Source organism: Planococcus circulans (genome assembly GCF_020023385.1).
In the GTDB taxonomy this organism is placed as follows: domain Bacteria; phylum Bacillota; class Bacilli; order Bacillales_A; family Planococcaceae; genus Planococcus.
Genome location: NZ_JAIQCL010000003.1, coordinates 168520 through 194676 on the forward strand (window position 1 = coordinate 168520; position 26157 = coordinate 194676).

The window sequence follows — 26157 nt, forward strand, 5'->3', positions numbered from 1 at the left end:
TATCATGACGAAAAAATATGAAGCAAAAATAACGGAAATCGGTGAAGAAGTGGAAATCTTTTTAGATGAAAATATGCTGGTCATTTTCAATGACACAGTTCCTGAATCATTGAGGTCGATTGGTGTGATCCATGAACGGGCGGACCTTCTTGAGAAAGTCGAGTCCGGCGATGTGTTGGAGATCAATGGACAGCGGTATGAGATTTTATTTGTCGGAAGCAAGGTGAATGACACACTCGAAGAAATCGGCCATTGCACCATCGCCTTCAACGGTGAAACAGACGCCAGCTTGCCGGGAACGATGTGTGTGGAAAATAAGGCGTTGCCTGAATTGGAGATCGGCGCCACGATCCGGATTGTAAAGCGTTAAAAAGAGGAGGTTAGTTCATGCTGGGGATAAATAGAAAACTTGAAGAACTTGAGCGCAATGGTGAAATAATCAAAGTTGGTGTAGTGGGGGCCGGCCAGATGGGACGGGGAATGATCTCGCAGATTGAAAGCATGGCGGGCATGCGCGTCGTTGCCACTGCGGATATTCAAATCGGCAATGTCACCAACGCATATGTGAAATCAGGGGTTTCAGCAGATGATGTCGTCGAAACCAATAGCGTCCAGCAAGCGGCAGCGGCCGTCAAGGAAGGTAAGGTCGTAGCGACAACTGATGCCCAACTGGTCACTTCATTGCCGGAAGTCGATGTCGTCGTGGACGCCACGGGAGTACCGGACATCGGAGCGAAGATTGCCTGGGACGCCATCCTCAACCGCAAGCATATCGTTATGCTGAACGTGGAGGCTGACGTTACGGTAGGGGTCATTTTGAAGAAAATGGCCGATGCCAGCGGCGTGGTCTACACGGGTTCTGCGGGTGATGAGCCGGGAGCCATTATGGAATTGTTCGATTTCGCCGATGCACTGGGCTTTGAAGTGGTAGCGCTTGGAAAAGGCAAGAATAATCCGTTGAACCTGAATGCAAATCCTGATACAGCAGCGGAAGAGGCTGCCCGAAAAGGAGCCAGTCCGAAAATGCTTGCTTCTTTCCAGGACGGCACGAAAACCATGGTCGAAATGACAGCAGTAGCAAATGCCACAGGCTTTTTACCCGATAAACCGGGCATGCATGGCTTTGTCAGCGACGTGAAAGGCTTGCCTGAAATCTTCAAATTGAAAGAAGACGGCGGAGAAGTCAACAATAAGCGGATTGTTGAATACATCAACGGCATTGCACCCGGCGTATTCGCCATCATCGCTTCTGAAAAAGAAGAAGTGAATCACGAGCTGAAGTATTTGAGCATGGGGGATGGGCCGAATTATGTGCTTTATCGTCCGTATCATCTGACCAGCTTGGAAACACCGATTTCGATTGCGCGTGCTTATATCTACAATGAAGCGACGATTGCGCCTTGGCATGGGCTCCAAGCCGAAACAGTGACCGTAGCGAAAATCGATCTGGCAGCAGGTGATTTCCTGGACAGCATCGGAGGGTTCACGGTATATGGCCATATCCTTACAGCGCAGGAAGCGCGGGATAAAAATGCATTGCCGCTGGGATTGGTTGATAAGAACGTCCGCTTAAAGCGGGATATCAAAAAAGGCGAAATCATCAGTTATGACGATGTCGAACAAACCAAAGATTCGACGATTTGGCGTCTGCGCCGCATGCAGGATGACACGTTTAAAGCGGAAACTGAAAGAGAGATTCCAGTGAAAGCTTAGCCCGTCCAATCTCATGTAGAGGAAAAACCCAATCAACTGAATGAGAAGGTGTCCAAACATGGAAATCAAAACTATGGAAGCGGCTCTATTCTGCAACCATTGCAAAGAAGAAGTGAATCATGAAATCACCTATATCAACGATGATATAAAGAGCATCCGATGTGAGCAATGCAACAAGACCAAGAAGCTCAAAGTGGACGTCAATAAGAAGTTCTATAAAGAAGTCTATGACCGGATTTCCTCGAAGCCGACGCGGATCACGCAGGAATACAAAGACGACTTGAGCCATCTGCTGCTTTCCCTTCCTGTGCGGACGGTCAGCAAGCCGTATCGCCTGCTGAAGGACGTCAATGCTTCGCGGAAAATAATCAAGCAGTACAAGCAGAAAAAAAGCAGAGTTAAATAATGTTGCTGTCCAAGGGCCAGACTTCTCCATAACCATTCGAGAGGGTTGGCCCTTTCGGTTAACTTGACTAAATAGTCGAAAAATATTATATTTTACATATGTCACAATACAGAACATATGTAAAAGGAGGAAGACACATGACACAGAAACTGAAATTGCCGCCACAAGTTAAAGAAACGGAATTAAGGGATTTGTACAAGCAGATGTGGCTGATCCGTTTTTTTGAAGAAAAAGTGGACGAGTTTTTCGCAAAAGGGATGATTCATGGAACCACTCATTTGAGCGTCGGGCAAGAAGCTTCTGCCGTCGGTTCCATCGCTGTTCTGGAAGAGCAGGACAAGATTACCAGTACGCACCGCGGCCATGGGCATTGCATCGCCAAAGGGGCAACCGTAAATGGCATGATGGCTGAACTTTTCGGCCGGACTACGGGTTACTGCAAAGGCAAAGGCGGATCGATGCACATTGCAGATGTCGACAAAGGAAACCTTGGAGCCAACGGCATTGTAGGAGGCGGCTTTGCGATTGCTGCAGGAGCTGCGCTGACTTCACAGATGAAAAATGCCGGCTATGTCGTCCTGTGCTTCTTCGGGGACGGAGCTTCGAATGAAGGCAGTTTCCACGAAGCGATCAACCTGGCGTCCATCTGGAAATTGCCGGTAGTCTTCATTTGCGAAAACAATCAATACGGCATGTCGGGGCCGGTTCGGGAAATGATCAACATCGAAGATATTGCCGCACGGGCGGCAAGCTACGGAATTCCAGGGAAAGTGGTCGATGGCAACGATGTGTTCGATGTCATGAATGGAGTCAGTGAAGCCGTAGAGCGGGCGCGCAACGGAGAAGGGCCATCCATTATCGAAGCGAAAACATACCGTTCCAAAGGACATTCGAAGAGCGATGCCAAAAAGTACCGGACACGCGAGGAAGAAAAAGAATGGCAGCTTCGGGACCCCATTAAATTGATGGCCGAAGTTCTGATCGAGGAAGGGATTTTCACACAGCAGGAAGCCGATCAAATTAAAGCTGAAGCCAAAAAGGAAATCGAAGAATCCGTGGAATTCGCAAAAAACAGTCCAGAGCCGACTTTGGATGCTCTGATGGAAGACATTTACGCATAAGGCGGAGTAAAGGAGAATCGACGCATGAGAGAGCTGACCTATTTAGAAGCAGTAAGAGAAGCGATGAGCCAGGAAATGCGTGACAATGAAGATGTCTTTGTACTAGGGGAAGACATTGGTGTTTATGGCGGCGCATTCGGTGTCACCCGTGGAATGATAGAAGAGTTTGGTCCGGAACGGATCCGCAATACGCCTATTTCAGAAGCGGCCATCTCGGGAACAGCGGTTGGAGCGGCGCTGACGGGCATGCGACCGATCCTGGAACTGCAGTTTTCCGATTTCATGACCATCGCAATGGACAACATGGTCAACCAGGCAGCGAAGATCCGTTATATGTACGGAGGGAAAGGAAAAGTGCCCATGGTGCTCCGGACGCCAGCCGGCTCGGGTACGGGGGCTGCAGCGCAGCATTCACAAAGTCTGGAAGCCTGGATGGCCCATATACCTGGGCTGAAAGTGGTCCAGCCTTCGACGGCTTACGACGCCAAAGGATTATTGAAGGCGGCGATCGACGACGACAACCCGGTCATTTTCTATGAACATAAACTTTGCTACCGGACGAAATCCGATGTTCCGGAAGAACTCTATTCGATTCCGCTGGGCAAAGCTGATATCAAAAAACAAGGGACGGATGTGACGATCGTCGCGACGGCGATCATGGTCCATCGAGCGTTGGAGGCCGCTGAGGAACTTGAAAAAGAAGGCATCCATGCCGAGGTGATCGATCCACGGACGCTCGTGCCGCTCGACATCGATACCATTGTCCAGTCCGTCCAAAAGACTGGTCGTCTGGTCGTGGTCCATGAAGCCGTGAAACGCGGTGGATTCGGCGGCGAAATTGCCAGCCTGATCGCAGAAAGTGAAGCCTTCGATTATCTGGATGCGCCCATCAAGCGGCTTGGCGGAAAAGCGGTTCCGATTCCTTATAATCCGGAGCTGGAAAAAGCGGCGGTTCCAGGAGTGGCTGATATCGTCACAGCCGTCAAAGAAACGCTAAACCGCCTGTAGGGAGGAGAAACAGATGGCCAAAGAAATTTTCATGCCGAAGCTGAGCAGCACCATGGAAGTCGGCACATTGCTTCAATGGTTCAAAGAAGAAGGAGATTCGGTCGAAGTCGGAGAACCGCTATTTGAAATCATGACCGATAAAATCAATATAGAAGTCGAGTCCTATGAGGAAGGCACTTTGCTGAAACGTTATTTTGAAGAAGACGATGAAGTGCCAATCAATCATGTTGTCGGCTATATCGGCGAAGAGGGGGAGGAAGTTCCCGAATCGCCGCCTGGAGAGTCCGGCGTCAGCAACAAACCCGTCTCTGCAGAAGCACCCCAACAACAGGAAGAAGCCGAATCGAAGGAGCAGCCCTCTGAACAGCCGGAAAAAGTCCGGGCAACTCCGGCTGCCAGAAGAGTCGCCCGGGAAAGGGAACTCAGCCTCGCAGAAGTCGAAGGCACAGGTCCGAAAGGGCGGATTCACCAGGCGGATGTTGAAGGATTTGCCACGGCTTCCGCCACCGCCACCGCTTCCAGCAGTGCTACGCCGCTTGCTGAAAAAGTAGCGAAAGCGGAAGGAGTGGAATTGCAGGAAGTCAGCGGCAGCGGTCCACGAGGCAAGATTTACCGGACAGACGTAGACCAAGCCAAGCAACCGGCGGCTTCTCAAGCGGCACCGGCTAAACGGGTGAAAATGGCAGGGATCCGGAAAGCTGTAGCAGACCGGATGCTTCATAGCAAAACGACCGCACCGCATGTCACCCTCAATAGTGAAATCGACATGGCTGAAGTGGTGGCGATGCGCAAGCAATTGCTGGGGCCGATTGAAAAACAGACCGGTTATCGGATCAGCTATACCGAAATCATCTTAAAAGCGACAGCCCATGCGTTGATGCGGCATCCGAACATCAATGTTTCACTGGAAGGCAATGAAATTGTCCATCATAAAGCCATTAATGTCGGATTGGCGGTGGCACTCCAAGATGGACTGGTGGTGCCGGTCATCAAAGATGCCGACCAGAAAGGCTTGGCTGAACTTACAATAGCCTGCAAAACAGCCGGGCAGGCAGCCAAAGAAAGCAAGTTGAAACCTGACGAAATGGCAGGGGGCACCTTCACCATCAGCAACCTCGGAATGTACGCAGTCGATACATTTAACCCAGTCATCAATCAGCCGGAATCGGCGATTCTTGGCATCGGACGAATCAATGAAAAACCCGTGGGTCTCAATGGCCAGATTGTGCTTCGCCCTATGATGGGAGTCGGGCTGTCATTCGACCACCGTGTCATCGACGGAGCACCGGCGGCCGCCTTCTTAACAGATTTGAAGGCAGTGCTTGAAAATCCATTTGAATTATTAATGTAAGGGGTAGATCCTATTGAAGACTTATGAAGTGGCGGTGGTCGGCGGCGGACCAGCTGGATATGTGGCGGCCATCAGAGCCGCCAAGCTTGGCAGGACAGTGGCATTGGTGGAAGCGCGTGAACTTGGCGGAACATGCCTCAACCGTGGCTGTATTCCTTCCAAGACTTTGCTGCGGCACGCCGAAGTCATCGAAAGCATCGAGAAAGCCAAAAGCTGGGGCATTGAAACAGGACCGGTCACCGTATCCTTATCCAAAATGATGAAACGCAAAGATGAAGTCATCCAAAAACTTCGGACCGGTATCTCTTACTTAATGAAACAAGGAAAAATCGATGTCTTGAATGGCTATGGAGAAGTGCAGGCGGATGGCGTCATTCAAGTCGACCTAAATGGTAATCAGGAAACGATCAAAGCTAATAAAATCATTTTAGCCACCGGGTCGAAACCGATTGTCCCGCCTATTCCAGGTCTGGAGAGAGGGAATTTCCATACCAGCGATACGATTTTTGACATCACGAAAATTCCGGCCTCTCTGGTCATCGTTGGAGGCGGAATCATTGGTGTGGAATTTGCCTGCATCTTCGCTGCCATCGGCGTGCCGGTCACCATCATTGAAATGAGCGGCAGTATTGTGCCAAGCGAAGATCCGCAAGCTGCAAAAGTTTTGGCGAAATCGTTGAAAAAGAAAGGCATTACCATTTTAACGTCGACCAAAGTGACGGCAGTGGAGCGAGGAGACAGTTCCCGATTGGTTCATACCGAAAATCAAAAAGGACAGAAAGAAAGCTTGCAGACCGATATGATTCTGTTGTCGGTCGGCAGGTCTCCCAATACCTCGGCATTCAATTCCCTGGAGCTGGAGATGAATGGACCTTTCGTGAAAGTGGATGAGCGGATGGCCACCAGCCTTCCGAACATATACGCAGCCGGCGACCTGGTCGGCAATTGGCAGCTTGCGCATGTGGCGAGTGCCGAAGGCTTGGTGGCTGCAGCTAATGCAGCAGGACAAGAAGAAACAATTGATTATCATGTGGTGCCGCGCTGCGTCTACACAAACCCTGAAATTGCCAGTGTCGGGATGACTGAAGAAGAAGCAGAACAAAAAGGCATCCCTTTCAAAGTGGTGAAAGTGGATCATGCCGGAAACGGCAAAGCATTGACTTTGGATGAAAAAGAAGGCTTCACCAAATTGATTGCCGACACCACCTACGGCGAAATCCTGGGCGTTTCCATGGTCGGCCCTCATGTGACAGAAATGATTGCGGAACCGTCCGCCTATATGCGGTTGGAAGGCACAGTCGATGAGCTGGCTACCATGATCCATGCGCATCCGACAGTTTCCGAAAGCCTGTATGAAGCCGCTGCTTCTTGGTTAGGGAGGGGTGTGCATCACTAGAAAAGTGAAAGTGCCTGTTCAGCTCTGACAAGTGTAAGACGCTTTGGCGAAGCGGCATCTCTTCAGCCGCACAGCCAGAGTGGCTTACATCCCGAAGAGCTAGGCACTTGCAACTGGACAACTAGAAAAGCGGAAGCGCCCGTTTAGCTCTGCCGGGCATAAGACAGACCAGCAGTGTGGCGTACTTTGCCACGCAGCTGGGTTGGCTTATGACCCAAAGAGCTGGGCGCTGGAGTCTGGACAACTAGAAAAGCGGAAGCGCCCGTTTAGCTCTGCCGGGCATAAGACAGACCGGCAGTGTGGCGTTCTTTGCCACGCAGCTGGGTTGGCTTATGACCCAAAGAGCTGGGCGCTGGAGTCTGGACAACTAGAAAAGCGGAAGCGCCCCAGCCAGAGTCTGAACCATAACCAAAAGCTGAAATACTCTACTCTTAAGCCGAAAAGCCGATTGGCCTGATGCTTCGTGCATCAGGCCAATCGGCTTTTTTAGAACATATGTAACCAAGTTCAGTCCATCGGCTTTTTAGGGTGAAGCAGCAAGTCTGCTGTAACGTCATCGATGATCAATACGTCCAGGTAACCGCCTTTTAACGCGGCTCTAAGGCTTTCCACTTTATGGGCGCCTTCGACAATGCCGACGACCTGCGGGATGTTCTTGAATTCTTCCAAATCCAGGCCGATGACCAAGTCGTTCAACGGGTGCCTGATCTGGTTGCCGTCCGCGTCATAAAAGCGCGAACCGATATCTCCTGCAGCCCCGGCACTCTTCAATGAATCCAAATCTTCCGTAGTCAGATACTTCATATCGACCATAGTCGAGCCTTCAAACGGATTGCCGAGTCCGACAACCGCCATTTCCACATTACGCCCTTCTTCCAGCACCATGGCAATATCCTCCGACTGGATCAGCCGCTCTTTCAATTCCACAGATTCCACCATGGCAGGTGCATACAGATAAGAACAATAAGAGTTCATCTTTTGAGCTAGTTGATAAGCGAGGAGATTTGAATGGATGTTTACAAATTTCCGGCCCATTCCCCCGACCAGCGGGACAATTTGGAGGTCGCGATGCTGTTCATACGGGTATTCCTGCACAAATTTAGACAAGGTGCTGCCCCATGAAATACCCAGTGATTTAATGTCTTTGATATTTTTGGATACATAGGAAGCCGCCGCTTTTCCAAGGGCATGTTTAATCATGTCGGTGCCTAAATTGGCTGCAGGCACAACCAGAGCTTCTTTCAAGCCATACGCTTTTTCCAGCTGCTGCTCCAATTCCACTGTATGAGCATTCTCATCTTTGATGTAAATTTCCACTATGCCCATTTCCCTTGCCTTATTCAGCAGTTTTGAAATCACCGGTCGGGATACACCCATTTTGCTGGCGATTTGCGCCTGGGTCTGACCGTCGAAATAGTAGAGGTTAGCGACCTTTACGATCTGTCTGCGTTCTTCCCAATTCATCATCGTTGCACCTTCTTGTCAGAGTCCGATTTGCGGCTGTAAAGTCCAGCTTGTTAACCGCTTTCATGTCTCCATTATACGATTTCCCCCTTTCTTTGTACACCGTTGCAAAAGGTAAATGCTCCCAAAACCTTCGACCTTGGAATGTTTTTTATATTAATAATAGAATTTTCCGTCAATTAATAAGGTAAAATAAGAATAGGCATAAGCCGCACAAGTTTTGGGTTTATCGCAGAATTGAATGCGAGGGAGGAATGAATTAATTGCGTTTAGCGACAATCAAACAATCAGAAAAAGAAATGGCTGCCTTAGTACTGGCATCCGGAGTGGTGCCGTTTGAGCGGTTGAACGATACGTTTAACCAGCAATGGGCAACGAATCTATTGGAACTGATGGAATCGGATCAATTGAACGCGTTGAACCATTGGTTTCAAGATGAATTCCAGCAAAAGACAAAAGAGGAGTCCTTTAAGGAACTGATCATTCCGTTCGATCAGGTCAGCTACGCACCGCTTTATCGCCATCCGCGAAAAATTTGGGGAATCGGTTTGAATTATGTGGAGCACGCGGCCGACCTGCATGAAGTCTCACCCAACACCGAACCGGCAAGTTTTATGAAACCTGACACGACGATTATCGGTCCGGGGGATACCATTCAGGTGCCGTTGCAATCGGAGCGCACCACTGCCGAATCTGAACTTGGCATCATCATCGGCAAAGAATGCAGGGATGTTTCGGAAGAAGAGGCGCTCGGTGTCATAGCCGGCTATACGACAATTATCGATATGACAGCAGAGGATATCCTGCAGAAAAATCCACGTTATTTGACGCGGGCCAAAAGCTTCGATACATTTTTCAGTTTTGGTCCACAGCTGGTTACGCCGGACGAAGTGGAGGATGTACTCGAGCTGAAGGTGGCGACTGTCATCAACGGGGAAGTTCACCGGGAGAATACGGTTTCGAATATGACCTTTCAGCCGCAGTTTCTGATTTCATTCCATTCCAAGGTAATGACTTTGCTGCCAGGCGACATCATTTCGACCGGAACCCCGGGAGCCGTGGTGATCCGGCATGGGGATGTAGTGAGTTGCCGGATTGATGGGTTCGAACCGCTCGAGAACCCAGTGGAAGATTTGAAGCCGGGTAGGTAAGTTGTCTATCCGCAAAAAAAAAGACCGCTGCGCTCCCAACCTGAAATTGGAGTACAGCGGTCTTTGGCATGTAGCAGAGTCAAATCTTAAAAGGCATATTGGAATAAAGCGTAATAAAGTGGTCCCAGCAATACCAGCATCAACGCGCCGGAAATAATGGTCATGGATGCAGTGCCGGCTTCAGGGTCTTCCACAGTGACATGCGACTTGATGAAAAAGAAAAACAACAAATCCCATAAGACCACAGCCGCAAGAACCACTTGCCAGACAAAAGGCGTGAAAATCTGGTGATGGGTGACAAACCCGAACAGGCCTACCCAGGCAATGACTGTAAATGCCAGGTCGATCAGGAAAACAGGGCTTCGGTAGCCGCCATGAATGAAAAAACCAATCGTGGACGTAGCTAGAAGTGCAGCATATATGTACCAAAAAATTTGTATCATGAACTTATTCCTTCTTTCATAGGCATCTTACCTATTATAAGAGAAGGCGGCTGGAATTAAAATTTTTCCGCTTATAATTTTCAGACCGTAAAGGCAAGAATGAGGATGCATGTTCCGGCTCTCGGTTATAAACTGGAGATAACAGCGGGAAGCGCAAAGCTGAAGATCGCGCAGCACTGGGATATAATGAAGCAAACAGATCGATAAATTCAATAAAGCATTTGCATAGGATTCGAGCGGAAGGAGGCTGCATGATGGAAAAAGAAGGTTTGTCTTTTGATGAAATGTGGGAAAAAGTCCTTTCTTGCGATCGGAAGTACGATGGTCTCTTTTACACGGCGGTCAAAACAACCAAAATTTACTGCAGGCCGTCCTGCCGGTCCCGAAAGCCTAAAAAAAGAAATGTCGAATTTTATACGACCATGGCTGAAGCTGAGTCGAATGGATTCCGGGCATGTAAAAGATGCCAACCTGAAACGGAATTTTCACCTGATGAAGAGCTGACGCGTAAAGTGATGGCTTACCTGACGTCTAACTATAAGGAAAGCATAACCCTGCCGGATATTGCTGGACATGTCGGCATGAGCCCGTTTTACCTGGAGCGTGTATTCAAGCAGGAAACGTCTGAAACGCCGCGTTCCTGTCTGGAGAGGATCAGGGTCGATAAGGCGGCTCATCTACTGAAATACACCGAGTTATCCAATCTCGCTATTTGTTTTGAAGCAGGGTTTCAAAGTCCATCCAATTTCTATAGGATATTCCGCAAGCTGAAAGGATATTCGCCAACTGAATTTCGGAAGCGAAGCGAGGCGATGAGTTCGTGAAAAAGATACATGATGAACTGTATACGGAAATAGCGACGCCTGCTGATTTTAATTTTGCGGAATGCCTCGTCCATTTGGGGCGGTCTTCGAAGGAAAATCTGTACCGGCTTAGTGAGGGTAAAATCACCAAACTGCTGAAGCTCAATGGGCAGCTTGTGCTGTTTCATATCAGACCGTCGACTGGAGCTTTGCGCCTCGAATTTCCACTGGGTGCGCCATCTATGCAGGAAAGAGAAATGGCTGCAGTCTTTGTAGTGGACTGGTTTGATCTGCAAACAGACCTGCGGGAATTTTACGCGATGGCGGAAACCGATCCGGTGCTGAACAGCGTGGTTCAAAAACATTATGGCTTGCGTGTCATTGGCGTACCGGACTTGTTTGAAGCATTGGTTTGGGCAGTTATGGGCCAGCAGATCAATTTGGCCTTTGCCTACACATTGAAGAAGAGGTTTGTCGAAAACTTTGGGGAGTCCCTCGTTTACGAAGGTGAGCGGTATTGGACGTTTCCGGGTGCGGAGACAATTGCCGAGCTGACGGTTGCGGACTTAAAAGCATTGCAGCTGACCGGCAGGAAAGCGGAATATATTTTGGGCATTGCGCAAGCAATGGCAAGCGGTGAGTTGAAGAAGGAGCGGCTTCTCCAGCAAACCGATATGGAGCATTCTTTACTCGCAATTCGGGGGATCGGCGCTTGGTCGGCTAATTATGTCATGATGAAATGCCTGCACAGCCAATCAGCCTTTCCGCTCGCGGATGTAGGCTTGCATAATGCTTTGAAAGCCCAATTGCAACTTGACCGGAAACCGACGCTGGCAGAAATTGCAGAGCTCGCGAAAAATTGGGAAGGCTGGCAGGCTTATGCCACATTCTATCTATGGAGGTCTTTATTATGAATGAACTGCACAAAGCGGAATTCCAATCCCCGATCGGCATCGTGGAAATCATCGGAACCGAAAAAGCGATCCTTTCGATCCTGTTCAATGAAAAAGACAAGGTGGAATTTCCTATCAACTCGGACAGCCCGCAGGTCATCGTGGATTGCCAACAGCAGCTGGAAGAATACTTCGAAGGGCAGCGCATGGAATTCAATTTTCCTGTTACATCTACGGGCACTCCATTCCAGCAAAAAGTATGGTCCGCATTGACCGAAGTTCCCTATGCAGAAACCGTCTCCTATGGGGCGATCGCCAAAGCGATCGGCAGCGACAAAGCCGTAAGGGCGGTAGGGAATGCCAACAGCAAGAACAAGTTGACCATTGTCGTGCCTTGCCACCGGATTATCGGATCGACCGGCAAACTGACCGGCTATGCCGGGACATTGACCCGGAAAGAATGGCTGCTGCGCCATGAAAAGAATACGGCAGCCACTCAATAATAAACGATTAAAAATCCAGCTAATTTAGATTAGCTGGATTTTTAATGGCATGAAATTGTGAGGCAAGAATGCCTTGTCTATATCAAAAAGTAAATTAAGCAGACTCTGTTTTTGCAAGATATACTCTGCGCCATGAAAGTTGAGCAATTGCCAGGATAACCAGAGCTGCGATTCCGATGAAGGCATAAACCATGAATCCGGAAGCGTATGTACCTGTCATTTGTTTTAAAGTTCCTAAAATATTCGGGACAAAGAAACCGCCGACTCCGCCCGCTGCGCCGACGACACCAGTCACCATGCCGATTTCTTTTTGGAATCGCTGAGGTACCAGTTGGAAAACGGCTCCGTTCCCCATTCCGAGAGCCATCATGCAAAGGAAGAGCAATATCGTTACAACCGCCAGTGATGGCAAGGTGCTGACGCCAAACATCGTAATTGCTACAGCGATAAACAAGAAGTTCAATAGTTTGGCTCCGCCGATTTTATCGGCAATCATTCCGCCGACCGGTCGGAACAAACTGCCTGCAATGACGCAAAGTGTCAGAAAGTCGCCGGCCCGTACACTTGAAAGCCCATATTGATCGACAAAGAAAATGCTGAGAAAACTTGTCAGTCCGACAAAACCACCGAACGTTACTCCGTATAGTAAGCAGAAATACCACGTATCTTTTTGTTTGAACACTCTAAAGTAATTGATGATCGGTTGTGGCGCGGGCTGAGAAGGCGGGTTCTTGGCTATAAGAAGATAGACCACAAAAACCATTAGAAGCGGGATCAATGCCACGCCCATGACACCGTGCCAGCCGATATGTTCAGCGAGCCGGGGCCCGAACAATGTGGCGAGAACCGTTCCGCTGTTTCCCGCACCTGCGATGCCCATCGCTACGCCCTGCAGGTGAGGGGGATACCAGCGGCTGGCCATCGGCAAGGCTACAGAAAAACTTGCGCCCGCAACTCCGAGTAAAATTCCGATAAAGTAAAGTTCCGTAAGGTTAGTGCCAAACAAAAATCCCCATAACAGCGGAATCATCGTAAGGATCATGCCGCCGATAGCCGTTTGGCGCGGTCCGATGCGGTCTGTTAAGATACCGAGAACAATTCTGAAAAACGAACCGGCTAAAATCGGAATTGCTACAATCATTCCTTTTTGAGAAGGAGAAAGTCCGAAGTCTTCTGTTATGTATACCCCTAATGCACCGAGCAGCACCCAAATCATAAAGCTGATATCAAAATACAAAAACGAAGCCACTAATGATGGGGCATGCCCACTTTTTCTTAATTCCGCAAATTTCATCCGCCACACTCCTTAGCAATAGTTAGAATTTTTTGTTGATTATGCAAGTCTATATGAAAAGAAAGAATATTTCCACCCTTTATGTTATGTTTCCTTACATTAATAATGAAAAAATATATAAATTTATTGACTATTTAGAAAAACGTCTATAATATGTTAAACAACCTAACATGATGTCGGTTAATTTGGCATGCATGAACGAAAAGGAGTGTTCGAGATGAGAATCGTAAATTTCTTTTTAAACTTTGTGACCCATGGCGATGCATGCAAAGTAACTGCACAAAAAATAAATGAATCTTATACAGGCAACGAACTTTATTGGAACCCGACTTCAAAATAGGAATGAGCGGGAGGGAATTTTGATGATGAAGAAACGCAGATTAGTTGTTATAGGAAACGGCATGGCCGGCGTCCGAGCGGTAGAAGAAATTTTAAAGATAAATCCTGATGCTTTTGACATCACGATATTCGGAAAAGAGCCGCACCCGAACTACAACCGCATATTGCTTTCTAAAGTTCTGCAAGGAGATACAACTGTAAAAAGTGTCACATTAAACGATTGGCAATGGTATAAGGACAACGGCATAACACTTTACACGGATGAGCAGGTCGTCCAGCTCTGTGCAAAGAATCGATATGTCACAACAGCCAAAAATCGAACCGTACCTTATGATGAGTTGATCATCGCCACAGGTTCCGTGCCTTTCATGTTGCCCCTGCCAGGTGCAGAGAAAGAAGGCGTGACGGCTTTCCGGGACATATCAGATTGCGAAAAAATGATTGAATATTCCGCTAAATATAGTAAGGCGATTGTAATTGGCGGTGGCTTGCTGGGGCTTGAAGCAGCGCGTGGCTTGTTGAATCTTGGCATGAAAGTGGATGTAGTCCATATTGCTGAACACCTGATGGAACGCCAGCTCGATCCGCTAGCAGCTGAGATGCTCCGCAAGGAACTTGAAAATCAAGGGATGAACTTTTTATTGCAGGCCAGTTCGGCTGAAATCACGGGCGAGGATCGGGTAGATGGCATCCGCTTTGCAGACGGAAGTTGGCGTGAAGCCGATTTAGTAGTTATGGCTGTAGGGGTCCGTCCGAATATAGAAATCGCAGCAGAAACGGATATTGAAGTCGGTCGAGCGATCAAGGTCGACGATTATATGAGAACGAATTTACCGAATATATATGCTGTCGGGGAATGCGTGGAGCATCGTGGATCCGTTTACGGGTTGGTTGCGCCTTTGTATGAGCAAGGCAAAGCGCTGGCAGCAGCACTTTGTGGCCAATCCCATGAAGGTTATCAAGGTTCCGTTTTATCAACGCAATTAAAAGTATCGGGGGTCGACGTTTTTTCGGCAGGCGAATTTGCGGAAAGCGAAGAAACCGTACTATTGAAACGGTATGACGGTGTTCAAAACACCTATAGGAAAGTAGTGCTCCGAAATCAGGAAGTGGTAGGGGCAGTCATGTTTGGCGACACCTCAACAGGTTCGGATTTACTGAAGATGATCCAGCAAAAAGCAAGCTATGAAGAGATGGAAAAAGAGTTTGCGGCACCAGCGGCAGATAAAGACGATCGAATAGCTGAAATGGCAGATCATGATTTGGTTTGTGTTTGTAACGGCGTCTCAAAAGGAACGATTGCCAGTGCGATATGCGATGGGGACCTCGATAATGTCGATGACGTCAAAGCGTGTACGAAAGCGTCAAGTTCATGTGGAGGATGCCGTCCGCTGGTTGGCGATATTTTGGACTATGTTCAACGCTTTGGAGCGGCCATTAACAAAAAGCAGTCGATATGCACGTGTACAGCGGCAGACCAAGCGGAGCTGCTTGAAACAATCAAGCAGAACCCGGAAGAGACACAAGAAGCGATCATGCTTCGTCTTGGCTGGGCAACAATGGATGGATGTACAACTTGCCGCCCGGCAATTCAATACTATATGGGTGTGCACAGTGCGAAACTTCCGGAAATCACCGAAGAAAGAACAGCGGATGGTACATACATGGTTTCGCCGCGGCTGCACGGAGGTGTGATAGCAACCGATCAGCTCCTGAAGCTTACTGCGATCGTTGAGAAATACAATATTCCCCTGGTTAAAATGGCGGCAGGACCAAGAATGGAGCTGTACGGAATTCCGGAAGAAGAACTGGATGCCGTCCGGGCCGAATTGGCTATCGGAGCACATTCATACGGCTATGGGCTGCGGGCTGTCAGTACAAGTTCGGGCAGCCGTTACGAAAAAAACGCGATGCAGGACTCGCTTTTGCTTGGCTTCCAACTGGAAAAAGAGTTGGAACTTCATCGTTTTCCGACCGAAATCACCATTGGCATATCAGCAGGAATTGATGACCAGGCAAAAGCAAGGAGAGAAGAAGTCAGCTTGATCGGTGCGCCGGGAGGCTGGGAACTTTATGGCGGCACGGAAAGATTTTATACAGCGATGACGACGAATGAAGCATTGGCGATGACGGAGGCCTTGCTCAGTTTGTATCAGCAGACAGCTTTTTATCTGGAAGAGTTGGATGACTGGGTTAAGCGCGTTGGCATTCTGTCGATACGGGAAAAAATGATCTATCAAAAAACGGCAGGCAAAAAACCGGAACCAGAAGCGGTTCTGTCTCATGCGAGTGGCTAAAAACATAAAAGCGGGTGAAAAAATGACGACAGCAGTTGAAACGGTAATGGAAACTCAATGTCCATTTTGCAGTGTACAATGCAAAATGAAAATCACCGAAAAAGTAGATGCGGGAATGCGCAGCTACACGGTGGAGCCAAGGCAAAATGCCGCATCGGAAGGCCGTTTATGTGTGAAAGGCGTCAATGCCTATCAGCATGCCTTAAGCAATGAGCGTATTTCAGAACCGTTAGTGAAAAGAGGCGGCGAATTTGTGCCGATATCATGGGAAGAAGCTTATGCTTTAATTGCTGAGAAAATAACGGCTACGCAGCAGCAATATGGCCATCAAGCCGTAGGGGTTTATGGAGGCGGTTCGCTGACGAACGAATCGTCTTATTTACTTGGGAAATTTGCACGGGTCGCCTTGCAAACGCCGTATATCGATTACAATGGCCGGTTTTGCATGTCGGCGGCAGCAACAGCCGGAAACCAGGCTTTCGGAATCGACCGGGGCCTGACAATGCCGCTTTCCGATATACGGATTTCGGACTGCATCATTCTGGCGGGCACCAATATTGCGGAATGCCAGCCCACTTTGCTGCCCTATTTCACAGATGCGAAAGCCAACGGCGCTTATATCATCGTCATTGATCCGCGTCTTACTCCGACTGCGGAAATGGCGGATTTACATTTGAAAGTTAAGCCCGGCATGGACGCAGCACTGGCAAATGGCTTGCTGAAAGTGATTATGGACGGAGGTTTTATCGATCAAGACTTTTTAGAGCAGCGGACCACTGGATTTGATGAAGTGAAAACCTATATCGAAACACTTGATTTAAGCTATATTGCCGACATTACAGGTGTGCCGAAAGAAGATATCGAGCTGGCGGGGACCGAGTTCGGAAAATCCGCTTCTTCGCTTATTTTCACCGCACGCGGCGTCGAACAGCAAACCGATGGCTCTTTGGCGGTCCGAAATTTTATCAATATGCTGCTGGCAACCGGCAAAATCGGTAAACCGGGCAGTGGATACGGTGCCGTCACCGGTCAGGCAAACGGCCAGGGAGGACGGGAGCATGGCCAAAAGGCCGATCAGCTGCCCGGTTACCGTTCGATTGAAAATCCGGAGCACCGGAAATACATAGCTGAAGTATGGGGGATAGCCCCGGCTGAGTTGCCGGGGAAAGGGGTATCAGCTTATGAAATGATGGAGAAAATCCATACGCAGGAAATTCGTTCGCTTGTATTGATGGCTTCCAATCCGATCGTCTCCAATCCGAATGCAAACTTTGTTGAAGAAGGGATAGCCAAGCTGGATTTCCTTGTGGTTGTCGACATGCTGTTTTCAGAAACCGCGCAGCATGCCGATTTGATATTGCCGACATCCTCTTACTTGGAAAGTACGGGTACAGTAACCAATTTAGAAGGCCGTGTTTTATTGCGTGAAGCAGCCCGGCCGGCAATGGGGATGGCGAAGCAGGATTGGGAGATTCTGTCGGATATCGCAGCAGCACTTGGCAAAGGCCGCTGCTTCCAATACGAAACAGCAGAAGAGATATTTGAAGAACTGCGGGTAGCGAGCCGTGGTGGCCTTGCTGATTACTACGGGATTACATACGACCGGATCCGGAAAGAGGAAGGCGTCTATTGGCCTTGTCCTTCACTGGACCATCCGGGTGAAGAGCGGCTGTTCGAAACGGTTTTTTCAAGACCCGACAAGAAAGCGGAGATGAAGGCGATCGCCAATCATTTTCCGAAAGAAAAAACAGGGAGCCGATATCCGCTGTCACTCACCACTGGCCGGGTGCTGGGACATTATTTGACCGGCGTTCAAACGCTGAAAAGCCCGACGCTTGAAGCGCGCCAATTTGAATCATTCGTGGAAATCCATCCGAAAACAGCCCGCCGCTTCAACGTCAAAGATGATGAACTCGTGAAATTGCATTCAAGGCGAGGAGAAATTATCGTCCGGAGCAAGCTGACAGCAGCGATTCGCGAAGACACCATTTTCGTGCCGATGCATTGGGATGGCATTCAAAATATCAATAAACTCACGAGTGATGAATTGGAACCTGCATCTAAAATGCCGGGCTTTAAAGTCTGTGCGGTGGCAGTCGAACCTTTGCTTGCCTCGTCATAAAATAAAGCCGTCCATCAATCTGAACAGCAAAACCCAGCTAATTTCGATTAGCTGGGTTTTGGTATGCACTATTGTTTTTGCTGCGCTTCCGCTTTTTCGGATTCATTCAAATCGACATCCACAGAAGTGACGAAATAGCGCTTGGCATCATCCGTTTTGAGTTCCACTTTCTTTCTGTCGAACAAGGAAACAGTGTCGATTTTCTTCATTTCGCCTGTCTGGATATCTTCTTCATAGATGCGGTAGCCGATGACGGCGTCATCCCGAACCGCGTGCCAGGAGATGTTGAAAGCCGTTGCCATGACGTTTGCCGGAGGCTCCGGTTGTTTTTCCTGGACACTTGAATCGGAAACGAGCTCGGCGGTCACGACCAGACGCTCTTCATGGGATCCAATGTCGCGGTTGAAGTCACCGGTACAGGTGATTAAATTGATCATCCGCTTGTCCGAGCTGCCGAAAATCTCTTCAATCGGTGCTTCATCGGTTTCGTAGCTGGTCAGGTTTTTCACTTCAAACACCATCTTGCGTCCGTCCGCGTCGGTCAGAACCACTGTTTCTCCAACTTTTACATCCGTCAGTTCATAAAAAACTGCGGGTCCGGTCAAGCTGTCGACATGACCGGCCAATACGGCGTTGCCTTTGGCGCCAGCTTTAAAGCCAGGTTCAAACCAGCCGACCTGATCTACGTCTTCGGGCACGCCCATTTCGCCATTATCCAGAATACCGGTCGGCTCAATGTTTGCTTTGACGCCGATCGAGGGGACTTCAATCTGCGAAGGTTCCATGCCTCTGATGCTTTCCTGGCGTTCCCGCTGCAGCATTTGCAGCTTTTCCCGCTGTTCCGGAAGGATCGGAAATTCCGCAATCTTGTCGACATAGTTGCCGGACATATCCTCTTCGGCTGCGGCTTGTTCTGTTGGTTCGTTCCGGTCGACCGGTTCGGCTCCTTCTTCAATCGTCGGACCGGCTGCCAAAGGCTTCAATATGATGAACAAGACGAGGCATAAAACAATCGCCGTTCCCATGGTGACAAGTTGCTTCATCTGCATTCCCTCCTTTCCAATCAGGAACAGAGAGAGCCAGTGGCCCTCCCTGAACTATTATTGCTGGTTTCTACTTTGACGGTACGTGATAGTGCCAGCTGCCAATAAAATCATCATGCTCAATGTGATCCAAAGAATCATGGTGTTGGATTGGTTAGCAGTGCCGCCAAGTCCTGTGGCCGGCATTTTTTCAGGTGCTGTGTTTTCGAAATTCTCCGGGAATTGATCAACGATTGCGCCGCTCAATCCTTTACCGATATCAAACATGATCGCATAGCCTGCACGGTAGTTTTCATAAGATGCTGCATAATCGCCTGAACCGTATTGCTGGAATGTATCTACAACTGAAGTTTCATGTGCTTGTACACCTGCAATGGTTTCATCCAAAGGCATGCGGTCTTCAGTTGCGCTGTTCAGGAATGTTCCAAGGTCAGTTGCAAATGTGCTGGTCAACGTAGTTGTCGCTTCTTCTACAGCTGGCTGATCGTCAGCTGCTGCAGCGGTAGCCAAGTCGCCTTGAACAGAAATGTGTTCGTTGTTCCAAAGTTCAACAAATTGGTTGCTCGCTTCTTCACCGTAGACAGAAGCAAGTGCTGCACGGAATTCTTCGGTGTTCTGGTCTTGTGCCCAATCTGCAAAATCAAAGTCTTCAGATCCATTATAGCCTTTTGTCATGCTCAGTTGCGCCAAAGCGAAATGCTCGGCTGCAATGCGGTTGACTGTTGAACGGAAATCGCCGGCTGGTGTGTTCGGATCAGAAAACTGATCCGGGAACTGAGCGGAAATCGCTCCACTGATGGCGCTTCCGGCTCCGAAGATTTGCGTGAAGCCTTCCAGGTAAGAAGTATAAGCCGCTTCGTAATCACCTTCTACATACAGATCAAATGTTTCTTGAACGAAATCTTCATGCTCACGAAGAGCGGCAGTTGCGCCGTCTTCTGGAAGATTCCCTTCTGTTGCAGTGCCGAGGAATGCGCCCATGTCGTCAACGAATGACTGGATTTCTGTTAACGCTTCTTCCTGCATGGCTTCGTCGCCTGCTTTAACAGCGGCAGCGTAATCGTCTGTGCCCATATTATGCTTATCGAAGATTTCAACGAAAGCAGCTCCGCCTTCTTCCCCGTAAACTGAAGCGATGACCGGCTCCATGTCCGCAGCGTTGGCATCCAATGCTGCGAGTGATGCTTCTGCCGCTTCGTCTCCATCATAGATTTTCATCATGGAATCGACAGCCAGCGCATAATGCTCCGACAATAAGGAATCCAGTGTGGCGCGAAGTTCCACGCCCGTCGTTTCCGTTGGCGGAAGTTCATCCGCGAATGCTGCTGTTCCCATTCCAGGAACCAAAAGTGCGGCTCCAAGTACAGGTGCTAAAACTTTTCTCCATTTCATAATAAAACCACTCCTCTTTTTTAAGTTTCTTACACACATAACGGAGGGGTTCTGGAATTAGATCACTCTTTTCATATGAAAATAAAAGAATTGTGCAACCGTGTCACCCAATCGATTCATAAAGCTTCTATATGGAGATGAAAGAGAGGTTGGTTGTCCGTGAGTGGGTTTCGCTCATGGACAAAGGCAGTTTGCCGGGGCAAACTGTTTCCATTCAGCTCTTTTTTGTGGGGATTTCGGGTTGGCAAGTAAATAGAGGCGTTTGGATAGTATTCAAGTTGAGTTGGACAGTATTTAGCGTGGAATGGATTGTATTTTGAACGATTCGGACTGTATATCCATTTACCTGGGAATCGATAAGCTGGAAAGCTGAAATGAAAGTGGATTTCTCTCCTGATCAGCAGAAAACTACCGCTTACAGAAATGAAATCTAAATGAAAATGAAAAACCGCCTGGGTGGCGGTTTTTTCATTTAATACGAAGATCTTCTGGGATATTTTTATTTTACGCCAGTGCTTCTAAGGAAGCTTAACAATTCGTTGTTAAAGCGCTCAGGTTCATCTGCATTCATCCCATGTCCGCTATCCTTAAATGGAACGAGAACCGAGTTGGGAATTTGTTTCTCCAGTTCTTCGCCCAGTTCATATGAACAGATTTGATCTTTTTTGCCATGGAAAATAGCTGTTGGGACTGTAATGCCCGCCAATTCGCCGCGCAAGTCTTCATCTCTCAACGCAATTGCGGAGTTGATGGTTGAATGGGCACCGGCTTCGAGTCCGAGCGTCTGGAACCAGTGAAGGAACTCCGGTGACTTTTTCTGTTCATAGAACATATCCGCGAATTGGGAAAGGAAAGCCGGGCGATCTTCTTTGATCTGTTTGATGATGTCGTCCACTTCTTCAGGTTTCAAGTTGATCTTGAAATCCTCGCGTTGTGTAAACACAGGAGCAGCAGCTCCCATCAATAGCAATTTGTCTACGCCTTGCTGGCCAAACTTCGTTAAGTAGCGGATCGCAATCGGTCCGCCCATGGAAAATCCGGCAAGTACGAAATTATCGAGTTTCAAATGATCGATGACCGCTTTAACGTCGCTCGCTGCCGTATCGTAATCATAGCCTGACCACGGCTTGTCTGATTTCCCGTAGCCTCTAAGGTCGATGCCGATAAACCGGAAATTCTGCTGTGCAAGGATGCTGACCTGCGATTCAAACGATTTGCTGTTCAATGGCCAGCCATGGATGAATACTACCGGCTGTCCTGACCCAATATCTTCTGCATAAACTTTCACGCCGTCTTCTACTTCAATATAATGTCCCAAAAATTTTTCCTCCTCCAATTTAAAAACCTGTAATGGTGATAAGGTTCCCTTTGTAGTTATAAAATAAACTGCAATGAATTAAAGGGTTGTTTTTGTCATCCCCAAGGTGAAAAGGAATCTGTCATAATAGAGAGTAAATCCATTAAATTCTCTGCTCCTTTCGTAAAGTAAGCAAAAAGTCGGGAGTTTTACAGAGAAGATCGATATCTCTTGACATTTGGGAAAAGACAAGTAAAAATTAAGTAAAATAGTTTACTTTATTTATTTTATGAAAGTGGAGGTGGAAGGATTGGCTACAATTAAAGACATCGGTGAAAAATCCGGATTTTCTATTTCTACGGTTTCACGTGTGCTAAGTAATGATCCAAGCTTGTCTGTCCCGGAAGAAACACGCGAAAAGATATTTGATGCGGCAGAACAGCTGGACTACCGTAAAAAGACAGTTAAGTCTTTGGTGAAAAACATCGCCTTTTTGTATTGGCTGACCGAAAGAGAAGAGCTTGAAGATGTTTATTTTAAAGCCATGCGTATTGAAATAGAGAAGATGGCCAAACTATCCAATGTGGAATTGACAACCTATAAAATCGACGGCGGCATTAGCCAGATACCGGATAATATAGAAGGTTTCATTGCAGTTGGCACGTTTTCGGACAAAGAAATTACACAGCTGAGAAAGCTCACACCTCATGGAGTCTTTATCGACTCAACTCCTGATCCGGAACATTTTGATTCGGTAAAACCTGATCTGGCTCAAATTACCAGAAAAACAATTGATTTTTTGGTGGAGAAAGGCCATCGGGATATAGGATTTATAGGCGGCACCTATCATAACCCTAATACAGATGGCGACGAGATGGACATTCGCGAACAGACTTTCCGTGATTACATGGAGAAAAAGGGACTGTTGCAGGATCGCTACGTTTATTGTCATCGGGGCTTTTCAGTGGATAATGGCTATCGCCTGATGACCAAAGCAATCGAGGAACTGGATGAGCAGTTGCCGACCGCCTTTTTTATCGCAGCGGACCCGATTGCTGTAGGCTGTCTACAGGCCTTAAATGAACACGGGATTCAGATACCGAAAAGGGTGAGTGTAGTCAGCATCAACAATATCAGCATTGCCAAATATATCTCGCCGCCTTTAACCACGTTCCATATCGATATGGCAGAGGTATGCAAGAATGCAATTTCGTTGTTGCTTGAGCAATTGCTGGAAAAGCGAAAGTGCACAAAGACTTTGTACTTGGGTGCAAACTTAATAGTAAGGAAGAGCACGAACTAGAAAGCAGTCTGGTAAAACAGGCTGTTTTTTATTTTCGTAAAAGTTTTTACTATTTTCAGTAAAATAATTGTTTACAGTTTTTTCTAACAATGATATATTGGTTTTCAGGAAGCGCTTTCATCAGAAGCTTGGGAGAGAGTTTCGAAAATGACTTGAGAGGGTGTATGTTCGTGAAGAAATATAATAAGTATATCGGGTTAGTGAGTGGAGTTGCTTTAAGTCTGAGTTTGGCGGCATGCGGGCCACAGGACAGTGAAGAAGGGTCTGCGGGTGGAGAAGCTGCAGCACAGGATCGTGAACTGATTGTCTGGGAAGATATCGAGAAATCCGACGGCATCAAAGATGCTGTGGCAAAATTTGAAGAAGAACATGATGTAACGATCAAAATTGTTGAAAAGCCTTATGCGCAGCAGATTGAGGACTTGCGTCTGGATGGACCAGGCGGAACAGGGCCTGATGTTTTGACCATGGCGGGAGATCAAATCGGAACAGCGGTTGTGGAAGGGTTGGTTAAAGAAGTAGCAGTGGGTGAAGACGTTCAATCCATTTACACCGACGCGGCTATGGAATCTCAAATGGTTGATGGAAAAGTCTACGGGCTGCCTAAAGCGGTCGAGTCGACAATTCTTTACTACAACAAAGATTTGATTACAGAAGAAGAATTGCCGGCTACCCTCGAAGAATGGTATGACTATTCAAAGGAAACGACAAAGGGTGACCAATTCGGATTCCTGGCATTGTTTGACCAGATCTACTACGCACAAAGTGTTATGAGCGGCTACGGCGGTTATATCTTTGGACAGGACGCGGATGGCAACTACGACCCGACGGATGTTGGACTGAACAATGAAGGGTCTATTGAAGGAGCAAGCTATATCCAGAAATTCTACGATGAAGGTTTATTCCCAGCTGGAATCATTGGGGAGCAAGGCATCAACGTATTGGAGTCGTTGTTTACTGAAGGAAAAGCGGCCGCAATCATTTCTGGACCGTGGAACGTCGATCCGTTTACAGATGCAGGCGTCAACTTCGGAATGGCAAAATTGCCTGAGCTGGAAAATGGCGAAAACATGAGCTCATTTATTGGTGTGAAAAGCTATAACGTCAGTGCCTATTCGGAAAATGCGGAGCTTGCCGAAGAATTGCTTGTCTTTTTGGCAAATGAAGAAAATTCCCGTACCCGTTTTGAAGAAACACAAGAAGTTCCTGCGGTAGAAGCGTTGGCGAGCGATCCGGTTGTAGCAGAAAGCGAAGTCGCGCAGGCAGTAGCAGAACAATCCATCTTTGCAGAATTGACACCGAACATCCCGGCGATGAATGAAGTGTGGACGCCAGCTGATTCTGCCCTGCAGACAATTGCCACTGGCAAAGCACAACCGGAAGATGCATTAAATCAAGCAGTTGAAACAATTGAAGGACAAATTGAAGCTACCCATAGCGGCAACTGATCAGCAATAGCGAGAAATGGCGTCAAACCTTAAAACTGTTTGACGCCATTTGTTGTAAAGGCCGGTAAACAAGCGGTTTTACCAGGCCATACATAAAAAGAGGTGAGGAAAGTGCAAGCTCGTAAAAAAGCTTTATGGTTATCAATTCTGCCCGGATTCGGCCAATTTTATAATAAGCAGTGGATTAAAGGGCTATTGTTTCTTGGATTAGGCATATCCTTCTTCCTGGTGTTCGGAGACCTCCTGAACATGGGGTTTTGGGGACTTGCTACACTTGGAACGGAAGTACCGCGTGACAACTCGATCTTTCTTTTGGCAGAAGGTCTGATTGCGGTCATTGTGACGATTTTCGGTCTTGCTTTTTATTATGTGAATTTAAGAGATGCATATAAAAATGGAAAGCTGCGCGATGAAAATAAGCCATTAAGTTCGCTGAAAAGCGACTATCAGAATCTGATCGCCCAGGGCTACCCATATTTGATCAGTGGACCGTCCCTGTTCATCCTGATTTTTGCGGTCATTTTTCCGATTCTTTTCAGTTTTGCATTGGCTTTTACAAATTATGACCTTTACCATTCTCCGCCGGCGAATTTAGCGGATTGGGTCGGGTTTGATACCTTCGCAAAAATATTCACAGTCGATATTTGGCGCTCCACTTTCTTCAGTGTCCTCGGCTGGACTATCATCTGGACGCTTGTCGCTTCTACGCTGCAAGTTGCTCTCGGAATTTTTATGGCCGTACTGGTCAATCAAAAAGATCTTCGCTTCAAAAAATTTTACCGGACTATTCTCGTTTTGCCTTGGGCAGTTCCAGGGTTTGTCACGATTCTGATTTTTGCCGGATTATTCAACGACAGTTTCGGCGCCATCAACAACGACATTCTGGCGATGTTGGGCATCGATGCCATTCCTTGGCTGACAGATGAAAATTGGACCAAAGTGGCATTGATCCTGATGCAGGGCTGGCTCGGTTTTCCGTTTATCTTCCTGGTCACAACCGGGGTCCTTCAATCGATTCCGGATGACCTCTATGAAGCGGCCCGAATTGACGGCGCGTCGATTTTTGCGCAGTTCCGCAACATTACCATGCCGATGATTTTGATTGCCACGGCACCGGTCATCATTACGCAGTATACGTTTAACTTCAATAATTTCAATATCATCTACCTCTTTAATGGCGGGGGGCCTTCAGTTCCGGGATCCACTGCGGGGGGGACCGATATACTCGTATCCTGGATCTACAAGCTGACCTTGCAGTCGAGCCAGTATTCGCTCGCAGCCGCATTGACGATCTTGTTATCCGTGTTCGTCATCGCGATAGCACTCTGGCAGTTCAGACGCACCGACGCATTTAAGGAGGGAGCTTGAAA

23 protein-coding genes are annotated in these 26157 nt (G+C 47.9%); 17 read left to right on the top strand and 6 right to left on the bottom strand.

Features of this window, described 5'->3' with window-relative positions; translation table 11 throughout:
* Window positions 1–4 precede the first annotated feature (4 nt).
* From K8U60_RS07225 to lpdA, 7 genes are all read left to right on the top strand, one after another.
* Window positions 5–370, top strand: coding sequence for a PTS glucitol/sorbitol transporter subunit IIA (locus K8U60_RS07225; RefSeq protein ID WP_223636430.1), 366 nt, complete (start codon window positions 5–7; stop codon window positions 368–370).
* Between the two features lie 17 nt (window positions 371–387).
* Window positions 388–1713 (top strand): NAD(P)H-dependent oxidoreductase, encoded by a 1326-nt coding sequence (locus K8U60_RS07230; RefSeq protein WP_223636432.1) that lies wholly within the window; start codon window positions 388–390, stop codon window positions 1711–1713.
* Between the two features lie 58 nt (window positions 1714–1771).
* Window positions 1772–2119, top strand: coding sequence for a bh protein (locus K8U60_RS07235; protein ID WP_223636434.1), 348 nt, complete (start codon window positions 1772–1774; stop codon window positions 2117–2119).
* 137 nt (window positions 2120–2256) lie between these two features.
* Window positions 2257–3240 (top strand): thiamine pyrophosphate-dependent dehydrogenase E1 component subunit alpha, encoded by a 984-nt coding sequence (locus K8U60_RS07240; RefSeq protein ID WP_223636436.1) that lies wholly within the window; start codon window positions 2257–2259, stop codon window positions 3238–3240.
* A 24-nt stretch (window positions 3241–3264) separates the two neighbouring features.
* Entirely contained in the window at window positions 3265–4248 is a 984-nt protein-coding gene (locus tag K8U60_RS07245) for an alpha-ketoacid dehydrogenase subunit beta (protein WP_223636440.1), read from the top strand.
* Between the two features lie 13 nt (window positions 4249–4261).
* The gene (locus K8U60_RS07250; protein WP_223636443.1) at window positions 4262–5599 is read left to right on the top strand and encodes a dihydrolipoamide acetyltransferase family protein; all 1338 of its coding nucleotides are present in this window, start codon (window positions 4262–4264) and stop codon (window positions 5597–5599) included.
* Window positions 5600–5612: 13 nt separating this feature from the next.
* On the top strand, window positions 5613–6995 hold the full coding sequence (lpdA, locus tag K8U60_RS07255) for a dihydrolipoyl dehydrogenase (protein ID WP_223636447.1): 1383 nt from the start codon (window positions 5613–5615) through the stop codon (window positions 6993–6995).
* Between the two features lie 507 nt (window positions 6996–7502).
* Here lpdA and K8U60_RS07260 read toward each other — a convergent pair.
* The gene (locus K8U60_RS07260; protein WP_223636450.1) at window positions 7503–8462 is read right to left on the bottom strand and encodes a sugar-binding transcriptional regulator; all 960 of its coding nucleotides are present in this window, start codon (window positions 8460–8462) and stop codon (window positions 7503–7505) included.
* 260 nt (window positions 8463–8722) lie between these two features.
* Between K8U60_RS07260 and K8U60_RS07265 the strand changes: the two genes are divergently transcribed.
* Window positions 8723–9610: a fumarylacetoacetate hydrolase family protein gene (locus K8U60_RS07265; protein ID WP_223636453.1), complete on the top strand. Its 888-nt coding sequence runs from the start codon at window positions 8723–8725 to the stop codon at window positions 9608–9610.
* A gap of 86 nt (window positions 9611–9696) precedes the next feature.
* Here K8U60_RS07265 and K8U60_RS07270 read toward each other — a convergent pair whose 3' ends face one another.
* On the bottom strand, window positions 9697–10053 hold the full coding sequence (locus tag K8U60_RS07270; protein WP_223636456.1) for a hypothetical protein: 357 nt from the start codon (window positions 10051–10053) through the stop codon (window positions 9697–9699).
* A gap of 254 nt (window positions 10054–10307) precedes the next feature.
* Between K8U60_RS07270 and K8U60_RS07275 the strand changes: the two genes are divergently transcribed.
* From K8U60_RS07275 to K8U60_RS07285, 3 genes are read left to right on the top strand one after another with little or no spacing between them, the layout of a single operon-like run.
* Window positions 10308–10877 (top strand): bifunctional transcriptional activator/DNA repair enzyme AdaA, encoded by a 570-nt coding sequence (locus K8U60_RS07275; RefSeq protein ID WP_223636819.1) that lies wholly within the window; start codon window positions 10308–10310, stop codon window positions 10875–10877.
* Complete coding sequence (locus K8U60_RS07280) at window positions 10874–11770, top strand: DNA-3-methyladenine glycosylase family protein (RefSeq protein WP_223636459.1); 897 nt, start codon at window positions 10874–10876, stop codon at window positions 11768–11770. Before K8U60_RS07275 ends, K8U60_RS07280 begins: the two co-directional genes overlap by 4 nt.
* Window positions 11767–12252, top strand: coding sequence for a methylated-DNA--[protein]-cysteine S-methyltransferase (locus K8U60_RS07285; RefSeq protein WP_223636461.1), 486 nt, complete (start codon window positions 11767–11769; stop codon window positions 12250–12252). Before K8U60_RS07280 ends, K8U60_RS07285 begins: the two co-directional genes overlap by 4 nt.
* 94 nt (window positions 12253–12346) lie before the next feature.
* On the opposite strand, the gene K8U60_RS07290 is transcribed toward K8U60_RS07285, so the two are convergent.
* Window positions 12347–13546: a nitrate/nitrite transporter gene (locus K8U60_RS07290; RefSeq protein WP_223636464.1), complete on the bottom strand. Its 1200-nt coding sequence runs from the start codon at window positions 13544–13546 to the stop codon at window positions 12347–12349.
* A 217-nt stretch (window positions 13547–13763) separates the two neighbouring features.
* Between K8U60_RS07290 and K8U60_RS19040 the strand changes: the two genes are divergently transcribed.
* Genes K8U60_RS19040 through nasC form a run of 3 tightly spaced genes read left to right on the top strand, consistent with a single transcriptional unit; the run spans window position 13764 to window position 18304 of the window.
* Window positions 13764–13886 carry a hypothetical protein gene (locus K8U60_RS19040; protein ID WP_263298599.1) on the top strand — a complete coding sequence of 41 codons (123 nt, stop codon included), beginning with the start codon at window positions 13764–13766 and terminating at the stop codon, window positions 13884–13886.
* 22 nt (window positions 13887–13908) lie between these two features.
* Window positions 13909–16182: a nitrite reductase large subunit NirB gene (nirB, locus tag K8U60_RS07295; protein ID WP_223636466.1), complete on the top strand. Its 2274-nt coding sequence runs from the start codon at window positions 13909–13911 to the stop codon at window positions 16180–16182.
* 22 nt (window positions 16183–16204) lie between these two features.
* Entirely contained in the window at window positions 16205–18304 is a 2100-nt protein-coding gene (gene nasC, locus K8U60_RS07300; RefSeq protein ID WP_223636468.1) for an assimilatory nitrate reductase catalytic subunit NasC, read from the top strand.
* A 68-nt stretch (window positions 18305–18372) separates the two neighbouring features.
* Here the strand turns inward: nasC and K8U60_RS07305 are convergent, their stop codons facing one another.
* The 3 genes from K8U60_RS07305 to K8U60_RS07315 all read right to left on the bottom strand — a co-directional run bounded on the left by K8U60_RS07305 (window position 18373) and on the right by K8U60_RS07315 (window position 22057).
* Complete coding sequence (locus K8U60_RS07305; protein WP_223636471.1) at window positions 18373–19347, bottom strand: class F sortase; 975 nt, start codon at window positions 19345–19347, stop codon at window positions 18373–18375.
* Window positions 19348–19404: 57 nt separating this feature from the next.
* Window positions 19405–20739, bottom strand: a complete 1335-nt coding sequence (locus K8U60_RS07310; protein WP_223636474.1) for a hypothetical protein — start codon at window positions 20737–20739, stop codon at window positions 19405–19407.
* 499 nt (window positions 20740–21238) lie between these two features.
* Window positions 21239–22057 (bottom strand): alpha/beta fold hydrolase, encoded by an 819-nt coding sequence (locus K8U60_RS07315; protein ID WP_223636477.1) that lies wholly within the window; start codon window positions 22055–22057, stop codon window positions 21239–21241.
* A 289-nt stretch (window positions 22058–22346) separates the two neighbouring features.
* On the opposite strand from K8U60_RS07315, the gene K8U60_RS07320 reads away from it, so the two are divergent.
* The 3 genes from K8U60_RS07320 to K8U60_RS07330 all read left to right on the top strand — a co-directional run bounded on the left by K8U60_RS07320 (window position 22347) and on the right by K8U60_RS07330 (window position 26155).
* A complete protein-coding gene (locus tag K8U60_RS07320; RefSeq protein ID WP_223636480.1) occupies window positions 22347–23339 on the top strand; it encodes a LacI family DNA-binding transcriptional regulator in 993 nt (330 codons plus the stop codon).
* A 164-nt stretch (window positions 23340–23503) separates the two neighbouring features.
* Window positions 23504–24787: a sugar ABC transporter substrate-binding protein gene (locus tag K8U60_RS07325; protein WP_411730352.1), complete on the top strand. Its 1284-nt coding sequence runs from the start codon at window positions 23504–23506 to the stop codon at window positions 24785–24787.
* Between the two features lie 111 nt (window positions 24788–24898).
* A complete protein-coding gene (locus K8U60_RS07330; protein ID WP_223636485.1) occupies window positions 24899–26155 on the top strand; it encodes a sugar ABC transporter permease in 1257 nt (418 codons plus the stop codon).
* The last annotated feature ends 2 nt before the right edge of the window (window positions 26156–26157 follow it).